Origin of the sequence: Pseudonocardia benzenivorans CB1190, assembly GCF_000196675.2 — a bacterium.
Classification (GTDB): Bacteria; Actinomycetota; Actinomycetes; order Mycobacteriales; family Pseudonocardiaceae; genus Pseudonocardia; species Pseudonocardia benzenivorans.
Genome location: NC_015312.1, coordinates 318,194 through 335,464, shown reverse-complemented (window position 1 = coordinate 335,464; position 17,271 = coordinate 318,194). Strand labels below are relative to the sequence as shown.

Here is a 17,271-nt window from a genome sequence, read left to right as displayed (position 1 = left end):
GGTGGCGATGGTCGCCTTGGCGACCATTGCCACCCACGGGATCAGCCCGGGGTGATGACGACCTTGAGCGCCTGGTTGGCCGCGGCGTTCTTGAACACGTCGTACGCCTCGTCGATCTGGCTGAACGTGAACGAGTGGGTGCCCATCTTCTCGGCCGGGATCCGGCCACTGGCGACCATCTTGAGCAGGGTCGGGATCGAGACGGTGTCGACCAGCCCCATCGTCATGGTCACGTTGCTGATCCACATGTCCTGCATGGGCAGCTCGACCGGGGTGCCGTGCACACCGACGTTGGCGATCGTCCCGCCCGGACGGACCAGCGAGGCCGCGGTCAGCAGGGTCTCGGGGTAGCCGACGGCCTCGATCGCGACGTCGACGCCCAGCCCGTCGGTCAGCGCCGTCACGTCGGCCACGGTGCCCGGACCGACCTCCACGGCGTCGGTGGCGCCGAACTCCAGGGCCTTCTCCAGCCGGAACTTGTTGGAGTCGATGGCGATCACCCGCGAGGCGCCCCACAGCCCGGTGGTGAGCACAGCGGACAGCCCCACCGCACCGGCGCCGACGACCGCGACGGTGTCACCGGGACGCACCCGCCCGGCCAGGACGCCGACCTCGTAGCCGGTGGGCAGGGAGTCGGCGAGGAAGATCGCCTGGGCGTCGGTGACGGTGTCGGGGACGGCATAGAGCGAGGTGTCGGCGTAGGGGACGCGGACGTACTCGGCCTGGGTGCCGTCGATGAGGTGGCCGAAGATCCAGCCGATGCCGCCGACGGTCTGGCAGTGCGAGGGCATGCCGCGCTGGCAGTACTCGCAGCGGCCGCACTTGGTGATGGCGGGGACGAGGACGCGGTCACCGACGGCGAAGCCGCTGACCGCGTCGCCCACCGCGGTGATGGTGCCGACGGCCTCGTGGCCGAGGATGCGCCCGTCGGTGACGGCGGGGACGTCGCCCTGCAGGATGTGCAGGTCGGTGCCGCAGATCGTGGTGGTGTCGACGCGGACGACGACGTCGGTCGGGTCCTGCACCGTCGCGTCGGGGACGTCCTCCCAGGCCTTGTCGTCGGGGCCGTGGTAAACCATCGCCTTCATCTGGAACCTCCGCGTCGGGGATGCTGCCCGCACGACGGTAGGAGCCGATCTGCCGAAGGACTGTCGCGATCTCGGACGGTTCGCGGGGCGACGCGGCGCCCGGATCGGCGGAGCGTCCCGGACCCGGGACAGTCCGGGGGCCACGGGCGCTCCCGCGCCGGACGGGGATCCCTGTCCGAAAGGTCGGCTGCCACCGTAGCGCGGGCGCCGACCGGCGACGACCTTGTGTGAGGACGACGACGCGCGGCGCGAGCCGGGAGGGACCACCCGCGGTCGCGGCGCCTCAGCGGCGGACCGTGTAGTGCAGGTGCAGGACACGGTCGCCCTGCACGACCTGGTCGGGGTCGTCGAGCAGCACGGTGCCGGTGTGGCTGCCGAAGTAGCGCACCCCCTCGCCCAGCACGACCGGGACGACGTCCATGGCCACCTCGTCGACCAGCCCCGCGGAGAAGGCCTGCCCCCCGAGGTCCCCCGCGGTCACGCAGACGAGCCCGTCACCCGCGAGCTCCTGGGCCAGCGCGACGCCGGCCTCGACCGAGCCGGCCGTGTGGAACGGGGCGTCGGGATGCTCCGCGACCCAGCTCTCGGGCAACGGCCGGTGGGTGACGACGACGAGCTGGTCACCCGCGGCCGGTTTGCCGTCCCAGCCGTCGGTGGTGTCGAACAGGTGCCGGCCGATGAGCGTGACGTCGATCCTGTCCCAGAACGGCTGGACGTGGTCGAACGAGGCCCGCGAGACCGGGAAGGTCCATCCGCTGGCGTGTGCGGTCAGCTGGGTGTCGCCGTTGAAGTACCAGTCGAAGAGGGGTCCGACGGTGTCGTCGGGAAGGGCGACGAACCCGTCCACCGACACCACCCCGTGCATCACGACCCGTGCCATGCCGGCTCTCCTCACGCCTCGTGGTTCCGCAGCCAGGCCACGTAGTCGGGCACAGCGCGTTCGACGTCGTACTCGGGCTCGAAGCCGGTGTCCTGCCGCAGCCGGGTGATGTCCAGATGGCCTGCCGGGCGGTCCGGGCTGTGTCCCGGCGGCAGCTCGATGCGCGCACCGGGGACGGCGGCGTTGATCGCGGCGACGACCTCGGCGTAGCGCACGAGCCGTCCGGCGGAGACGTTGTAGGTGGCGTGGTTCAGCCGGTCGGCGAGCACGAGCAACGCGACGGCCCGGCCGCAGTCCTTGACGTAGCAGAGGTCGGTCGCGTCGTCGGCGTGCGCGGGCGGCCGGGGCGGGGTGAGGTCGGGCTCCTCCCCGCGGACGGCCGCGCTGAGGAGTCGCGGGAGCGCGAAGAACGGCGAGTCGGGCAGACCGAGCGGGCCCCAGATCGTGCCGATCCGGAGGTTGACCACGTCGAACCCGGCATGTGCCGCGGCGAGCGTGCTGAACAGCTCCGCGGTCTTCTTGAACACGGGGATCCGGTGCGCGGCGACCACGGGCAGCGGGACGTCCTCCCGGAACGCCGCGCCGCCGAGGCCCGCGTACACCGCGATCGAGCTCGCGACCGCGAAGCGCCGCACTCCCCACGCGGTCGCGGCGGCCAGCGCGTTGAGCAGCGCGGTGCTCTCGGCCCGCAGGTACGCGACGGGATCCGGCAGGTCGAACGGGGCGGCGGCGAGGTGCACGACCGCGGTCACCGGATGACGTTTCCCGATGTCGAGGAAGGCGGCCGCGTCCGTGGTGTCGAGCGGTTCGACGACCAGGCGGTCGTCCGGTTCGGCGGAGAGGAAGTCGGGCAGCCGGGTCGAGCGGTGCGCGGAGACGACGACCCGCTCACCCAGGTCGAGCAACGCCCGCGCGGTGTGCGAGCCGATCGACCCCAGCCCGCCGGTCACGAGGATCATGCTCACGACGCTAGGCCCCGCGCGCCCTCCGCTCTTGTACGGAACGGCCATCTCCCCCGCAGCATCGGCAGGTACGACGCGGCGTGGTCGTGGTCGTCGCCGCCCGCGCACGCGGACCGGTACTGCGCGAGGAACTCGCCCGGGGGCACTCCGGTGAGCCTGCGGCACTCCCGGGTCAGATGGGCCTGGTCGTGGTACCCGGCCTCGACCGCCCAGCCGGCGAGGTCGCCCGGCGCACCGCGGTCGACCGCCACCTGGACCCGGGCGGTGAACCCGTGGAACCGCAGGATCCGCTGCAGTTCCTTCGGACCCGTCCCCACGGCGGCGCGGCACCGCCGGCGCAGCTGGCGCTCGGAGATCGACAGCAGGTCGGGCAGCACGGCCGGGCCGCCGCCACGCCACGGCATCAGGTTCCGGACGGCCTCGGCGACGAGCGGGTCCGGCTCACCGACCGTCCTCGCGACGAACGCCTGCAGCCGGTCGAGCGCGACCTCGGGCGTCGGGGCCTCGCCGAGCAGGTGGGTGAGGCGGTCCGGGTCGCGCCAGAGCTCGGCGCCGGGCACGTCCTGGTCGGCCAGTTCGTCGGCGGGCGGTCCGGCGAGGCCGCCCAGCACTCCGGGGCGCAGCCGGACACCGACGACGGTCCCACCCGCAGGGATGTCCCGGTACGTCGCGGCGGTCAACGGACCGAGGAGCCGGGGCGCCTCGCCGAGGACGCAGCGGATCTCGGCGCCGCCGTGCGGCACGTACCGCTGGGCGAGCGGCTGGTCGCCGACCTGCTGGATCCAGACGGACGACGCGACCGCGGCGAGCGCCGGCACCGGCACCCGGTCCACGTACGACGATCCCGCGGCCACCCCGACATCATGGCCGGGCCCCGCCACGACGTCGATCCGGCGCGGCGCAGGCCCGCCCGACACCGCCGGGCGAAACTCGGGCCTGCCCCCCGCAGGAGGGGGCCCACTCGATCGTCCCCGGCGCCCCGCGGGGGGAGAGTTCTCCACATCGTTCTCCACAACGTCCACCACGTTCACGACATCCACCACAGATCGAGTGCACGACCAGCGCCCGGGCCCGCAGAGGACCCGGGCGCCGACGTGCGGCGACCCCGTCGCCGTGGCCCGTCGACCTCGTCGTGTTCGTCTACCGCAACCGGCCCTTCGTGTTCTCGATCTCCGCCTGCTCCGACAAGACCGACCGGGCGACGACCCTCGCCGGCCCGCTCGACGTCACGAACCCTTCGGCCCTCTGTTGACCAGGACACGGGCTCAGCAGGCCTACGATGGCGCTGTGAGCATCGCGGTGGCCGTCGACCGGCTCGGCGAGACGATCGCCGGGTACGGGTTCGCCTACCTGCTGACCATCGGCGACGACGCCCGCCCGCACGTCACGGCCGTGTCCCCGACCTGGTCCGACGGGCGCGTGCGGGTCGCCGACCCGGGTAGGCGGACGCGCGCGAACGTCGCCGAACGGCCGCAGGTGACGGTGGTCTGGCCGCCGCCCACCCCCGACGGCTACTCGCTGATCGTCGACGGTACGGGCACGCTCGACGGCGACCTGCTCCTCGTCGCCGCGACCCGGGCCGTGCTGCACCGCCCCGCCCCGGCCCCTGTCGCGGCGGACTCCGACGAGCCGCCGTCCGAGGGCGCGTGCGTCGCCGACTGCGTCGAGCTGACGCTCCCCGGCAGCTGAGCGGTCAGGTCGCGAACAGCCGGCCGAGGTCGGCGAAGGCCTTGAACTCCAGCGCGTTGCCGGCCGGGTCGAGCAGGAACATCGTCCACTGCTCGCCGGGTTCGCCCGGGAACCGCACGTGCGGCTCGATCACGAACGACGTCCCCGCCGCCCGCAGCCGCTCCGCGAGGTCCTGGAAGCCCGCGACGTCGAGCACCAGCCCGAAGTGCGGGACCGGGACGTCGTGCCCGTCGACGGGGTTCGACGCCCGGCGCGCCGGGGCACCGTCGACCTGGTGGGTGACGACCTGGTGGCCGGCCATGTCCCAGTCGATCCAGCGGTCGGCCGAACGTCCCTCGCCGAACCCGAGCACGCCGCCGTAGAACGCGCGGGCGGCGGCGAGGTCGTCGACGGGGATCGCGAGATGGAACGGCGGACGGGTCATAGGTTGCCTCCCTGGGTATCGATTGTGCAGCAGTGGGATACGTCGCGCTGATCATGCGCGACCATTCGGCTGCGGACTCTTCGGTGATCGTGTCCGCCCTGTCGCACCGTCCGGTGTGGTCAGGTGGGGGGGCCGGACCGCGGGGAGTGCGTCGATGGGTGATCTCTCGCTGATCAGCGGCTGGCTGCCGGTCACGCTCCTCGTGCTCGGTGCCGTCGCGCTGTTCTTCCTGCTCGCCCGCGGTGGCCGGGCATCGGTCATCACGATCGTCGTGGCCGCGGTCCTCGCGGTGCTGACGTACTTCCTGCTGAACTGGCTCGTCCTGGACGTGTTCGACCTGCTGCCGGAGCCGCTGCCCGGCGCGGTACGGCTCTGGATCGCGGTCGGCGTCGGGGTGTTCGTGCTCGGCGTCGGCAGCATGGTCGCGTCGTCGGTCGGCCGGAAGGTCACCGCGATCGTGTGCACGGTCGTCGCGCTCGTGGTGGCCGCCTCGCAGATCAACGTCTACTTCGAGGAGTACCCGACGCTCGGGACACTGCTGGCCAGCGACGAGAACGACGTCTCCGCGTTCGCCGCCGCCAACAACCTCAAGTCGCAGAACGAGAAGACGCCCGTCGTCGACCGGTGGCGCGGTGACGACTCCGGCCACAGCCGGATCGAATCGGCGCCGATCCCGGGCACGGTGTCGGGCTTCACCGCGCGGCCGGCGTGGTTCTACCTGCCCCCGTCCTACGCCGGTCCGAAGCCGCCGCTGCTGCCCGTCCTGATCCTGGTGTCGGGCCAGCCCGGCGGACCGCAGGACTGGGTCGTCTCCGGCGGGCTGCAGAAGCTCATGGACGAGTTCGCCGCCCAGCACAACGGGCTCGCGCCGGTGACGGTCGTCGTCGACCCGAACGGCGCCGAGGACGGCAACACGATGTGCATGGACTCCGACATCGCGAAGGCCGACACCTACCTGACGGTCGACGTCGTCAACTGGATCACGGCGAATGTCGGCATCGACTCCAACCACGCGCACTGGGCCTTCGGGGGCTGGTCGTTCGGGGGGACCTGCTCGATCCAGATGGCCACCCGCCACCCGGACCTGTTCCCCTCCTTCATCGATCTCGCCGGCGAGCGCGAGCCCGCGATCAGCGCCGACCGCGCCCAGACGGTCCAGCTCGCGTTCCACGGCGACACGGCCGCGTTCGACGCGCTGACCCCGCTGGCCCTGCTGTCGGAGAAGACCTACCGGGACAGCTGGGGCTTCTTCGCCGCGGGCGGCGACGAGCCGCAGACCGAGTCGTGGATGACCGAGGTGTCGACGGCGGCGAAGAACGCGGGGATGACCGTCACGACACAGGTGGTCCCGGGTCAGGGCCATTCGTGGGGGGTGCCCACGGCGACGTTGGTGCCCGCGTTGAACTTCCTGGCCCCGCGCATGGGGTTCACGAAGTGACGGCGGGGCCCCGGTGAGCACCCCACCCCCACCCGCCGCGGTCCAGGGCGGCTTCGAGGCCTGGGCGTCGCGGGCGGCCGCGGCGCTGCCGCACGCGTTGCGGCGCATCCCGTTCACGATCGGCGTCGTGGCGGTGTCCCTCGTGTTCGGGCTGCTGACCCGACGCATCTGGGAGCCGACGTGGCAGGCGCCGTGGTTCCCCGACGTCGCGTACGGGGTGCCGGCCCTGCAGGAGGGGAAGATCTGGACCCTGCTCACGGGCTGGGTCTTCGCGCTGACCCCGGGGCAGTACGTGAGTGGGCTGATCCTCTTCGCGCTGCTCGTGGGCGCGTGCGAGCTGCGGCTGGGGTCACGGCGCACGGCGATCAGCGCGATCGCCGGTGAGGTCGGCGGGGTGCTCGTCGCGACGTTGCTCGTGTGGGCGCTCTCGTCGACGACGTGGGTGTGGGCCCGCGACCTCGCCGGGGCCCGCGACGTCGGGTTCACCACCGGGATGCTGACGGTCGTCGCCGTCACCTCGGCGACCCTGCGCTCGCCGTGGCGGCTGCGGGTGCGGGCGGCCCTGTGGTTCTACGTGACCGCCGCGTTCCTGTTCGAGGGCACGCTGTCCGACGTCGCGCACGCCGTCGGCGTCGTCGCCGGGCTGCTCGTGGGGCAGTGGCGCTACGGCGTCGAGCCGGGGTTCGGGCCGCGCACGCGGCGCGAGACCCGCATGATCGCCTTCGGCGGGCTGATCCTGATCGGCCTCACCCAGGTGATCGTGCTGCTGTTCCCCGGCCGCGGCCCGTTCGGGGCGACGTCGGGCGCGGCGGGCCCCATCACCGACGTCCTCGTCGAGCTGGCGCTGATCGCCCTGGTGGCCAACGCGCTGCGCAACGGCAAGCGGTGGGCGTGGTGGGCCACCGTCGTGCTCGGCGTCCTCAACATCGTGGAGGCCGTCCTCGCGCTGGTGCTGATCGTCGGCGGGAAGCTGCCGCAGGGCGCACCGATCGCGCTCGCGGGCGGGTTGCTGTGGCTGGGTCAGCTCGCCCTGATCGTGCTCAACCGGGGCGCGTTCCGGGTCCCGTTCCGACGGCGGGTCCCCGGTGGCGTCGGCGCCCTCGACGCCGGCGGCGAGGGCCTGACCAGGGCCAAGGCGATCCTCACGACCGTCGGCGGCTCGACGATGTCGTGGATGACGACGTGGCCGCAGATGCGCTACCTGTTCACGGCCGACGGCCGCGGCTACATCGGGTACGAACGGCACGCGGGCGTCGCGCTCGCGCTGGCCGACCCGGTCGTGCCGCACGACACCATCGCCGACGCCGTCTCCGAGTTCACGACGATGGCCGAGCGCGGCGGCCTGATCCCGTGCCTGTTCTCCGTCACCGACGTCGCGGCCGACGCGGCCAGGGCCGCGGGCTGGCGCACCGTGCAGATCGCCGAGGACACCCTGATCGACCTGCCCGGGCTGGCCTTCAAGGGCAAGACCTGGCAGGACGTCCGGTCGGCGTTGAACAAGGCCAAGCGGGAGTCGATCGAGTTCCGGGTCGTGACGCTCGCGGAACAGCCTTTCGCGATCCTCGCGCAGGTCAGGGCCATCTCGGAGGCCTGGGTCGGCGACAAGGGTCTGCCCGAGATGGGCTTCACCCTCGGCGGCGTGGAGGAGGCGCTGGACCCGGCCGTGCGCGTCGGCATCGCCATCGACCCGACGGGCTCGATCCACGGCGTGACGTCGTGGCTGCCCGTCTACGCGCCGGGCGGTGTCGTCCGCGGCTGGACGCTCGACGTCATGCGCAGGCGCACCGACGGGTTCCGGTCCGTCATGGAGTTCATGATCGCGTCGGCCTGCCTGGAGTTCCGTGAGCAGGGCGCAGAGTTCGTCTCGCTGTCGGGCGCGCCGCTCGCCAGGGGCGACGTGTCCGAGGCGGAGCTCGACCGCACCGACCGGCTGCTGGAGCGGCTCGGCGGCGCGCTGGAGCCGTTCTACGGCTTCCGCTCGTTGCACGCGTTCAAGGCCAAGTTCCAGCCGCGGTACGAACCGGTGCACCTGGCGTTCCGCGACGAGGCGGACCTGCCCAGGATCGGCGTCGCGCTCACCCGCGCCTACCTGCCCGATGCCACGCCGTGGCAGTTGATCGCCGCCACTCGATCGGGCGGTCACGAACAGTTGTGAAACAGGGGGTTGCCCCTCGACGATCACCGCGGTACTTTTTCCCGCACACGGGGGATGCGTACTTGGGACGCCTTGTCAGGTTCAATTCCTGAGTCCTCCACCAATCGTCGAAGAATGGGTCGCCCGCGAGCGGGTGGCCCATTCTTCGTTTCACGGTGACGTCCGGCCGCGGCGGCGCCGAACCGGGCGCGGTCAGCCCGCGGCCCGCGAGCGCGCCTTCTGCGCGTCCATCAGCGCGTCGAAGTCGGCCTGCCAGGTCTCCTCCAGCGCGATGCCCTGGCGGTGCGCCTCCTCCACGGAGAGCTCGATCGGCATGCCGAACGTGTCGTGCAGCTCGAACAGGTGCGCACCCGAGATCGCAGGCTGCGTGCGGCCGAGCCGGCGCACCATCGACAGCCCCTTGCGCAGGGTCCGCGCGAACAGCTTCTCCTCCTTGGCGATCACCGCGACGATGTCGGCCTCCCCGGCCGCGATCTCCGGGTAGACGTCCGAGTACACCGACGCGACGACCGGCACCAGCTCCGCCGCGACGCCCGCCGTCAGGCCGAGGTCGAGCCCGAACCGCATGGCCCGGCGGAGCAGCCGGCGCATCACGTAGCCCTGCTTGGAGTTGCTGGGCCGCACCCCGTCCGCGGCCAGGAAGACCGCGCCGCGCAGATGGTCCACGACGACGCGCATCGCCGTTGTGGCCTCGGCGTAGCTCTTGCCCGTGACCTTCTGGAGCTGCTCGACCATCGGCCACAGCAGGCTCACGTGATAGACGTCCGGACTGTCGATCGCCGCCGCGGCGATCCGTTCCAGCCCGCCGCCGAAGTCGACGTTGTGCTTGGGCAGGTCGACGACACCGGTCTCGGTGCGCCGGTAGGTCATGGAGACGGAGTTGCCGATCTCGAGGAACTGCCCGCCGTCGGAGTTCTGGTGCGGATACCGGCCGTAGGCCGTGTCGTGCTCGACCTGGGGGAAGTAGTAGAAGATCTCCGAGTCGGGTCCGCCGGGGTCCTCGACGGGCATCTCGTCGGGCCCGCCGAAGCGGCTCCACCAGTTCTTGTGGCCGTAGAACGCGATCCGCGCGCCCTGGTTGCCGACCTCGTTGCCGTACTCCTCGGTGTCGAGGTCGATGCGGTCGAAGCTGATTCCCCGCTCGCGGAACAGCCGCTCCCAGATGTCGGCGCTCTCGTCGTCGCGCGGGATTCCGTGCGCGGAGTCGCCGATGAACGCGGTGACGTAGATGCGTTCCGGGTCCAGCCCGACGACGTCGACGAGGAAGTACCACACCATCGGGATCTGCTCGGCCTTGGAGTAGTCGCCGAGGCTCCAGTTCCCCAGCATCTCGAAGAAAGTGGTGTGCCGGTTGTCGCCGACCTCGTCCATGTCCTGGGCCCGCAGGCACGGCTGGACGTCGGCGAGCCGCGCGCCGTCGGGGTGCTCGGCACCCAGCAGGTACGGCAGCAACGGCTGCATGCCACTGCCGGTGAACAGCGTCGTCGGGTCGTCGCGCAGGACGAGCGGCGCCCGCTCGATCACCGCGTGCCGCTGCTCGCGGAGGAGATCGAGATACGCCTGGCGAATCGCGCGCGCGTCCATTTCGCCGACCCTGCCACGCCGCGGCGACGACGGGAAGGGGATTCACCGGAAGCGATTCCGCCGTCCACCGTAACCGTTCCGGCCCATTTCCCGAGTCCGAATACGGGGCCATATCCCGGCCGACGCGGGAGGTCCGATGCGCCCGCCCACGTCCGCGCGGCGGCGGCCGTCGTGACCGCACCTGGAACGGATGGTCGCCGAGAGCCGCGAGGTCGCGCCGCACGACGTCGCCGGGCTCGCCGCGCCCGGGCCAGCGTCGTCGACGAGATGGCCCGCGCGCGCCGACCGTCGTCAGACGGCCAGGTCCTGGGTGGTGCGGATCCCGGCGGGCGGCATCCCGATCGCCGCCAGCATGCCGGCGTGGTCCCACAGGCTGCGGTGCGAGCGGATCCACGTCTCGGTCCGGCCCGCCCTGCTGCGGTGCTTGGCCGTGACCACCGAGACCACCGTCGTCTCGACGCGGCGGTGCGTCGGCGCGATCCCGGGCAGCAGCCACGGCAGCTCGCGGTCGTGGGTGAACGTGACCGCCGACTCGGCGACCACCCGCCGCTGGTCGGACGTGCGGGTGACCCGGCGGAACTCGAGGTCGTCAGGCAGGTGGGGCCACACCTCGCCGGTGAGGTGGTGTGCGAGGGCCTGCCTGCCGTCGGCACCCGTGCCCGCCGGGACGTGGCGCACCTCGCAGTCCTCGGTCACCAGCGCGAGCGCCCTGTCCAGGTCCCGGTCGACGTAGACGGCCGTCCGGAAGTCCTCGGCGAGGCCCTCGATGACCCACATCAACTGCTGGATCTCCATGGTCATGGCGGCCCCTCCCCGACGTGCCCGACGTGCCCGGCGCCGTCGACGATCTCGATCGTCACACGCGTCGCGCGCGGGCGGCAACCGACCCGCGGTCGGCTCCGGTTCGGCTCAGAGGCTCTTGAGGACCGCGTCGGCGGAGCTCACCACGACGTCGGAGGGCACGGCCTCGACCCAGATGTCCTGGACGACACCGTCCCGGAGCACCGCCGCGTAGCGCTTCGACCGCAGACCCAGCCCGAGACCCGTCGCGTCGAGCTCCAGCCCGACCGCCCTGGTGAAGTCGCCGTTGCCGTCGGCGAGCATGACGACCGAGTCGCCCACCTCGCGCGAGCGGCCCCACGCGTCCATGACGAACGCGTCGTTGACCGACACGCACGCGACCGTGTCGACGCCCTTGGCGCGCAGCTCGTCGGCCCGCAGGACGTACTCGGGCAGGTGCCGGTCCGAGCACGCCGGGGTGAACGCCCCGGGCACGCCGAACAGCACGACCGTGCCGGTGCCGAGCGCCTCGCGGCTGGCGACGGGCGCCGGCCCGTCCTGGGTCATCGTCCTCAGGGTGACGTCGGGGATCGTGTCGCCGGTGGAGAGGGCCACTCTGCTTCCTCGCTGCCTTGGGTCGTCGCGGCGCACGGAGGGGGACCCGTGCGAGACCGACCCTCGCCCGCGGACGCCAGCGGCACAACCAGCTGGGAAGTGATCCGGCTCACCTGCCGACGCCGACGCGCTCGCCCGCGGGCGCGACGACCCCGGCCGCGTACCGGAGGAGCCCGGCCGGGTCCGCCACGCTGCCACGGTGCCCGACGTACCCGTCCGGCCGCACGGCGAGCAGCGTCCCGTCGACGGCCGCGTACGCCGCCCGGAACTCCCCCGCGGCGTCGCGCAGGGTGGGCGTGACCAGCCGCGGGGCGTGGACCCCTGAGGCCAGCACGGCGTGCACGACGAGGTCGTCGCCCAGCACCGACCGCGCCGCGTCGGCGACCTCGTCGAGCCCGGCGGCCGTCGTGTCGGTGTCGGCGTAGAGCAGCAGCGCGTGCCCCGGTACGCGGAACAGCTCGAAGAGCCGCACCGGGAACTGCACGATGTCGCGGACCAGGCCGCGGGCGTCCGGCGCGCGGTCGCCGGCCTGCGGGGCGCCAGCGGGCAGGGACTCGTCGACCTCGCCGACGATCGGGCTGCCGCGATACCCGACCAGCAGCTGCGCCTCGCGGCGGACCGCGGCGAACGGGTCGGCCGCGTCGAACCGGACGCCGGTCGTCGCGGCCTGCACCGTGCGGCCCACGACCTCCTCGCCGACCGGACGGCGTTCGGCGTCGTAGCTGTCGAGCAACCCCGGCGCGGCGGTGCCGTGGACCGCGGCCGCCAGCTTCCACGCCAGGTTCACCGCGTCCTGGATGCCGGTGTTCATGCCCTGGGCGCCGGTCGGCGGGTGGATGTGCGCGGCGTCGCCCGCGATGAACGCCCGGCCCGCGGAGTAGGCGCCCGCGATGCGGTGGCTGATCCGGAACACCGACGACCAGCGCAGGTTCCGCGCGACCGTCGGCTCGGGCGACATCCGGTCGATGACGGCCTGGATGTGGTGCAGCTCGGGGGCGCGGCCGGCCTCGAAACCGTGCGCGACCTCGCCGGCGGCGGGCGCGGCCGACGACAGCTCCGGCGGCACCAGCATCGACATCCGGTAGCGGCCGCGGCCCGGCAGCGGGATGCACACGAGCAGGTCGACGACCGTGCCGTCCTCCTCCCGCATCGCGCGCACCCCGTACCCGCGCGGGATCGACCAGTCGACCTCGACGTCGCCGAGCATGTACTCCTCGGCGAACGCCCCGCCCTCGAAGCTCAGCCCCAGCACCTTGCGGACGGTGCTGTGCGCGCCGTCGCCGCCGACGAGATATGCCGCGCGGACGGTCTCGGGACCGCCGGGCCCGACGAGCTCGGCGGTGACCCCGTCGTCGTCCTGGGTGAACGAGACCAGCTCGACGCCCCGTTCGGGGACGACGCCGTGCCGGGCCAGCGCCTCGCGCAGCAGCCGCTCGGTCTCGTACTGCGGCAGCGCCATGAAGCCGTACGGCATGTCCGGCGGCAGCTCGAACTGCATCGTCGCGACCCGCTCGCCGTTGCGGTAGACGAACTGGCCGAACATCGGGATCGCGGCGTCGAGCATCGCGGGGAGCACGCCCGCGGCCTCCCACAGCTCCAGCGTGCGCGCCTGCACGCCGACGGCCTTGGCGTACTGCGGCGGCTCGGTCAGCTTGTCGACGACCCGGCACGCCACCCCGCGCCGGCGCAGCTCCAGTGCCGCGGTCAGCCCGATCGGACCGGCGCCCACGACGAGCACGTCGGTCGCGGCTGCGGAGGACTCGGTCGCCATGACGCCCTCGTCTCGGTCCGGGCCGGCCCCCGATGGCCGACGCACCTGTTCGTCGAGTCGGGACGAGTCGTCCGATCGTTACCGAACCGACCGCCTCGGCGTCACCAGGATCCGCGGTGGTCCGGCAGGGCGAAGATGATCGGCAGCGCGACGAGCAGCAGCACCGCGAAGGCCACGAACACGTAGGCCTGCGTGAGGCCGGGGTTGGCCGCGACGGACAGGATCGCCGTCGTGAGGGAGATGCCGGCGATGCCCCCGGACTGCCGGAACATCGCGCGCAGCCCCGCGATCGCGGAGATCTGCTCCTTGGCCAGGTGCATGGAGGCGTTGTTGCTCGACGGCGCCGCCGTACCCATGCCCAGCCCGGCGACGCCGGCGGTGATCGAGAGCCACAGCTCCGCCGACATCCCGCCCGGCGGCGGCACGGCCAGCAGGCCCGTCCCGACGGCCATGAGCGAGTAGCCGATGAGCATCAGCTTCCGGGTGCCGACGGTCCGCAGCAGTGCCACCGACAGCGACGACGTCGCGATCATGGCGATGGCCCGCACGGACAGCAGGCTGCCGGCGACGAGCGGGCCGAGACCGTAGCGGTGCTCGGCGTAGAGCGGCACGAGCGTCGCGAAACCGAGCGCGCCCGCCCCGAAGAGGACGTTGACCGCGTTGAGCGGCCCGAACGTGCGTCCGCGCAGCAGCCGCATCGGCACCACGGCGTCGGGTTCGACGCGCGCGTGCCGCAGGAACCGCCACACCGCGACGACGGTGACCAGCGCCGCCACGCCGACCAGCAGGTACCGCATCACCGGGTCGCCGTCGCCGCCGAGGGCGGTGATCGTCGTCATCCCGGCGAGCAGGACCAGGGTGAGCAGGCCGATGCCGCGGAAGTCGATGGCCGACGTCTGCACGGGCCGGGCGGCGCCGCGGCCGATGAGGAACAGCCCGCCGACGACGATCACGACGCCGATCGGCAGGTTGACGAAGAAGATCGCCCGCCACGACGTGTAGGTGACCAGGACGCCGCCGACGACCGGCCCGACGATCGCGCCGATCGGGAAGATGCTGGTGAACATGCCGATCGCGCGGTCGCGGTTGCGGCCGAAGCGCTCGGCGACGATCCCGGTGGCGGCCGGCATGATCGCGCCCGCGGCGAGGCCCTGGATCGCGCGCACCGCGATGAGGAAGGCGATGTTGCCGGCGAGGCCCGCGCACAGCGAGGTGATCGTGAACATCGCGACGGCGGTCAGGAAGACGGTGCGCCTGCCGAACTGGTCGCTGAGCCGTCCCGCGATGGGCAGCGCGACGATCTGGCCGAGCGAGTAGATCGTGATCGTCCAGCCGACCCAGCCGAGGGACCCGCCGAGGTCGGCCTGCATGGTCGGCAGCGCGGTGGCGACGGACGTCTGGTCGATCGAGCCGAGCAGCAGGGCGAGGCCGACGATGCCGAAGACGAGCCAGCGGCCGGGTAACGGCTCGTCGGAGGAGACCGATCCGACCGCCGGTGCCGTTCGGGGACCAGGGTCGGAGCGCAACATGCGATCCACGCTAATTGCTTGCTGCTAAGCAAGCAAGATCGGGGTACCGTGACCCGCGCGACGCCGCGTCCCGACCCAGGAGGTCCCGTGCCCGACCTGCCGCTCATCGTCGGCACCTACACCACGACGCTCGGCCACGTCCACGGACACAACGACGGCATCCTCGGAACGACCCTCGACACCACGACGGGGACGTTCGGGCCGGTCACGTTGCTCGCCCGCACCCGCAACCCGTCCTACCTCGCGCTGTCCCCCGACGGCAGCCGGCTCTACGCCGCCGACGAGTCCGCCGATCCCGGCAACCGCACCGGCGGCACCGTGAGCGCCTTCGCACGCGACCCCGGCACCGGCGCACTCACCGCGCTCGACTCGCGACCCTCCGGCGCGGGGACCTGCCATCTCACGATCGACCCGAGCGGCCGGTTCGTGCTCACCGCCAACTACCACTCGGGGTCGGTGTGCGTCTTCCCCGTCACCGAGGAGGGTCTCGGGGAGCCGACCGCCGACGTCACGCACGAGGGATCGAGCGTCGACCCGCGGCGGCAGACCGCCGCGCACGCCCACATGGTCGCCTTCGACCCCGTGACCGGCCTGCTGTTGGTGCCCGACCTGGGGATGGACGCCGTCGTCGGCTACGTGCTCGGCGACGACGGCACCCTCACCGAACGCCCCGCCGCGCGCATCGACATCCCGGCCGGGCACGGTCCGCGCCATCTCGCCTTCCACCCGGACGGCGAGCGGCTCTACGTGCTGTGCGAGCTGGGCAGCACGGTCGTGGCGGCACGGCGCGACGGCGAGGGCTACCGGCGGACCGCCGTCGTGCGGACGATCCCCGACGACGTCACGACGCTCAACCAGACCGCCGCGATCCGGGTCAGCCCGTCGGGGCGCTGGGTGCTGGCGTCCAACCGCGGGCACGACAGCATCGCCCTGCTGCGCGTCGACGGCGATTCCGACGAGCCCGTACTTGCGCACACCGAGCCCGGCCGCGGGAGCTGGCCGCGCGAGCTCGCGCTGAGTCCGGACGGGCGCATCGTGCTGCTGGGCAACCAGGACAGCGACGACCTCATCGCCTTCACCCTCGACGAGGACAGCGCCACGCTGACACACCTGGGCACGCTCGAGACGGCGAACCCGGTGTGCGTGGCGTTCCCGTCGCCGCCTGCCACCTAACCCGCGGCGAGGAGGCGGTGCCCGGGGTCGTCGGGGGCCTGGGCACCGCGGGCGAACGCGTCGAGCCCGCCCCACTCGGGACCGACCGTCTCCCGCAGGCTCCAGTCGTGGACGACGACGCGCTCCGCGATCCGCCACACCCCGTCGCGTCGCGAGAGCCGGTCGACGTAGCGTCCGCCGAACTGCCCGATCGACACGGGCGGGCCCGGCCTGCGGTGGACCGCGACGAAGTAGGTCTCGGCGCGGGCGTCGTCGCCGTCGAGCTCGATGGCGACGTTCGTCAGGTGGTGCTGCGTGACCAGCTCGTCGCGACCGGGCTGGGCGAGGATGAACTCGGCGAACTCGTGCCCGTTGCCCTTGAACATGCCGTGGTCGTCGGTGGCGTCGGGGTGGTAGACCGAGCGCAGCAGCGCGAGGTCGCCCCGGTCGACGGCCCGGCAGTACCGCAGCAGGACGTCCCGGATCTCCTCGCGCGCAACCAGGTCTGCGACGTCCATCGCCCTGCCACCTCCACGTCGGGTCCGCGGCGAGAATCTCCCGTCGCGGCGCGGCGGGTCAACGGGCGGTCAGTCCGCGACGCCGCGCTCCGCGACCCCGACCCGTCCGGCGACCTCGCGCCGGGCGCCGCTGCGCGACCACGCGTCGGACGGCTGCCACCGACGCGAACCCGGCTCCGGCAGCCGCGGTCGGGCCCGTGACGGGTGCCGCAGCCGCAGCGGGACCGCGATCCACAGCACGAGGGTGATCAGGACGAGCGCACCGGCCCCGGCGACGGCGGGCACCCTGCCCAGCGCCATGTCGAGGACGAGCATCACCCCGCAGCACAACGTCAGCGCGAACGCCGCGAGGCCGGCGATGACCATCCGGTGGCCCAACCGGACCAGCTCGCGCTTGCGGTTCTGCTGGAAGGCCACCCGGTGTGCGGCCACGGGCGCGATGATCAGCGTCGCCGACATGGCCGCGCAGCCGAGGGTCGCGACGAACAGCCCGTGCTGGACGTCGTCGAGACTGCGGAACCGCTCCGAGAACGACAGCGTCAGCAGGAACCCGAACAGGATCGGCACACCGGCGAACACGACGCGCAGTTCCTGCAGCAGCTCCGCGAAGTTCCGGTCGGCCCGGTTGAGCGGGCCCTCGGAACGATGTCGCGTGTTCCAGGCCTCGTCCCCGGGCACGGTCATCC

The 17,271-nt window shown here is 72.6% G+C and carries 16 protein-coding genes; 4 read left to right on the top strand and 12 right to left on the bottom strand.

The window, feature by feature from the left end:
- Positions 1 to 41: 41 nt before the first annotated feature.
- The 4 genes from PSED_RS01500 to PSED_RS01485 all read right to left on the bottom strand — a co-directional run bounded on the left by PSED_RS01500 (position 42) and on the right by PSED_RS01485 (position 3,784).
- Positions 42 to 1,088: an alcohol dehydrogenase catalytic domain-containing protein gene (locus PSED_RS01500; RefSeq protein ID WP_013672503.1), complete on the bottom strand. Its 1,047-nt coding sequence runs from the start codon at positions 1,086 to 1,088 to the stop codon at positions 42 to 44.
- Positions 1,089 to 1,371: 283 nt separating this feature from the next.
- Entirely contained in the window at positions 1,372 to 1,968 is a 597-nt protein-coding gene (locus PSED_RS01495) for a dihydrofolate reductase family protein (protein ID WP_013672502.1), read from the bottom strand.
- A gap of 11 nt (positions 1,969 to 1,979) precedes the next feature.
- The gene (locus PSED_RS01490; RefSeq protein ID WP_041759171.1) at positions 1,980 to 2,927 is read right to left on the bottom strand and encodes an NAD-dependent epimerase/dehydratase family protein; all 948 of its coding nucleotides are present in this window, start codon (positions 2,925 to 2,927) and stop codon (positions 1,980 to 1,982) included.
- 2 nt (positions 2,928 to 2,929) lie between these two features.
- The gene (locus PSED_RS01485) at positions 2,930 to 3,784 is read right to left on the bottom strand and encodes an AraC family transcriptional regulator (RefSeq protein WP_063821884.1); all 855 of its coding nucleotides are present in this window, start codon (positions 3,782 to 3,784) and stop codon (positions 2,930 to 2,932) included.
- 433 nt (positions 3,785 to 4,217) lie between these two features.
- Between PSED_RS01485 and PSED_RS01480 the strand changes: the two genes are divergently transcribed.
- A complete protein-coding gene (locus PSED_RS01480; protein ID WP_041759169.1) occupies positions 4,218 to 4,619 on the top strand; it encodes a pyridoxamine 5'-phosphate oxidase family protein in 402 nt (133 codons plus the stop codon).
- A 4-nt stretch (positions 4,620 to 4,623) separates the two neighbouring features.
- Here PSED_RS01480 and PSED_RS01475 read toward each other — a convergent pair whose 3' ends face one another.
- Positions 4,624 to 5,043 carry a VOC family protein gene (locus PSED_RS01475; RefSeq protein WP_013672498.1) on the bottom strand — a complete coding sequence of 140 codons (420 nt, stop codon included), beginning with the start codon at positions 5,041 to 5,043 and terminating at the stop codon, positions 4,624 to 4,626.
- Positions 5,044 to 5,197: 154 nt separating this feature from the next.
- On the opposite strand from PSED_RS01475, the gene PSED_RS01470 reads away from it, so the two are divergent.
- Complete coding sequence (locus PSED_RS01470; protein ID WP_013672497.1) at positions 5,198 to 6,481, top strand: alpha/beta hydrolase; 1,284 nt, start codon at positions 5,198 to 5,200, stop codon at positions 6,479 to 6,481.
- A gap of 13 nt (positions 6,482 to 6,494) precedes the next feature.
- A complete protein-coding gene (locus tag PSED_RS01465; RefSeq protein WP_013672496.1) occupies positions 6,495 to 8,636 on the top strand; it encodes a bifunctional lysylphosphatidylglycerol flippase/synthetase MprF in 2,142 nt (713 codons plus the stop codon).
- 192 nt (positions 8,637 to 8,828) lie between these two features.
- Here PSED_RS01465 and PSED_RS01460 read toward each other — a convergent pair whose 3' ends face one another.
- From PSED_RS01460 to PSED_RS01440, 5 genes are all read right to left on the bottom strand, one after another.
- Positions 8,829 to 10,220 carry an alanine--tRNA ligase-related protein gene (locus PSED_RS01460; protein ID WP_013672495.1) on the bottom strand — a complete coding sequence of 464 codons (1,392 nt, stop codon included), beginning with the start codon at positions 10,218 to 10,220 and terminating at the stop codon, positions 8,829 to 8,831.
- Between the two features lie 291 nt (positions 10,221 to 10,511).
- The gene (locus PSED_RS01455) at positions 10,512 to 11,021 is read right to left on the bottom strand and encodes a nuclear transport factor 2 family protein (RefSeq protein ID WP_041759167.1); all 510 of its coding nucleotides are present in this window, start codon (positions 11,019 to 11,021) and stop codon (positions 10,512 to 10,514) included.
- A gap of 108 nt (positions 11,022 to 11,129) precedes the next feature.
- Positions 11,130 to 11,615 carry a peroxiredoxin gene (locus PSED_RS01450; RefSeq protein WP_013672494.1) on the bottom strand — a complete coding sequence of 162 codons (486 nt, stop codon included), beginning with the start codon at positions 11,613 to 11,615 and terminating at the stop codon, positions 11,130 to 11,132.
- A gap of 109 nt (positions 11,616 to 11,724) precedes the next feature.
- Positions 11,725 to 13,386 (bottom strand): FAD-dependent monooxygenase, encoded by a 1,662-nt coding sequence (locus PSED_RS01445; protein WP_013672493.1) that lies wholly within the window; start codon positions 13,384 to 13,386, stop codon positions 11,725 to 11,727.
- Between the two features lie 101 nt (positions 13,387 to 13,487).
- A complete protein-coding gene (locus PSED_RS01440) occupies positions 13,488 to 14,915 on the bottom strand; it encodes an MFS transporter (RefSeq protein ID WP_013672492.1) in 1,428 nt (475 codons plus the stop codon).
- Positions 14,916 to 15,002: 87 nt separating this feature from the next.
- Between PSED_RS01440 and PSED_RS01435 the strand changes: the two genes are divergently transcribed.
- Positions 15,003 to 16,088: a lactonase family protein gene (locus tag PSED_RS01435; protein ID WP_013672491.1), complete on the top strand. Its 1,086-nt coding sequence runs from the start codon at positions 15,003 to 15,005 to the stop codon at positions 16,086 to 16,088.
- On the opposite strand, the gene PSED_RS01430 is transcribed toward PSED_RS01435, so the two are convergent.
- The gene (locus PSED_RS01430; protein ID WP_013672490.1) at positions 16,085 to 16,585 is read right to left on the bottom strand and encodes a nuclear transport factor 2 family protein; all 501 of its coding nucleotides are present in this window, start codon (positions 16,583 to 16,585) and stop codon (positions 16,085 to 16,087) included. The genes PSED_RS01435 and PSED_RS01430 overlap by 4 nt on opposite strands.
- 69 nt (positions 16,586 to 16,654) lie before the next feature.
- Positions 16,655 to 17,269 (bottom strand): DUF6328 family protein, encoded by a 615-nt coding sequence (locus tag PSED_RS01425; RefSeq protein ID WP_013672489.1) that lies wholly within the window; start codon positions 17,267 to 17,269, stop codon positions 16,655 to 16,657.
- Positions 17,270 to 17,271 lie beyond the last annotated feature (2 nt).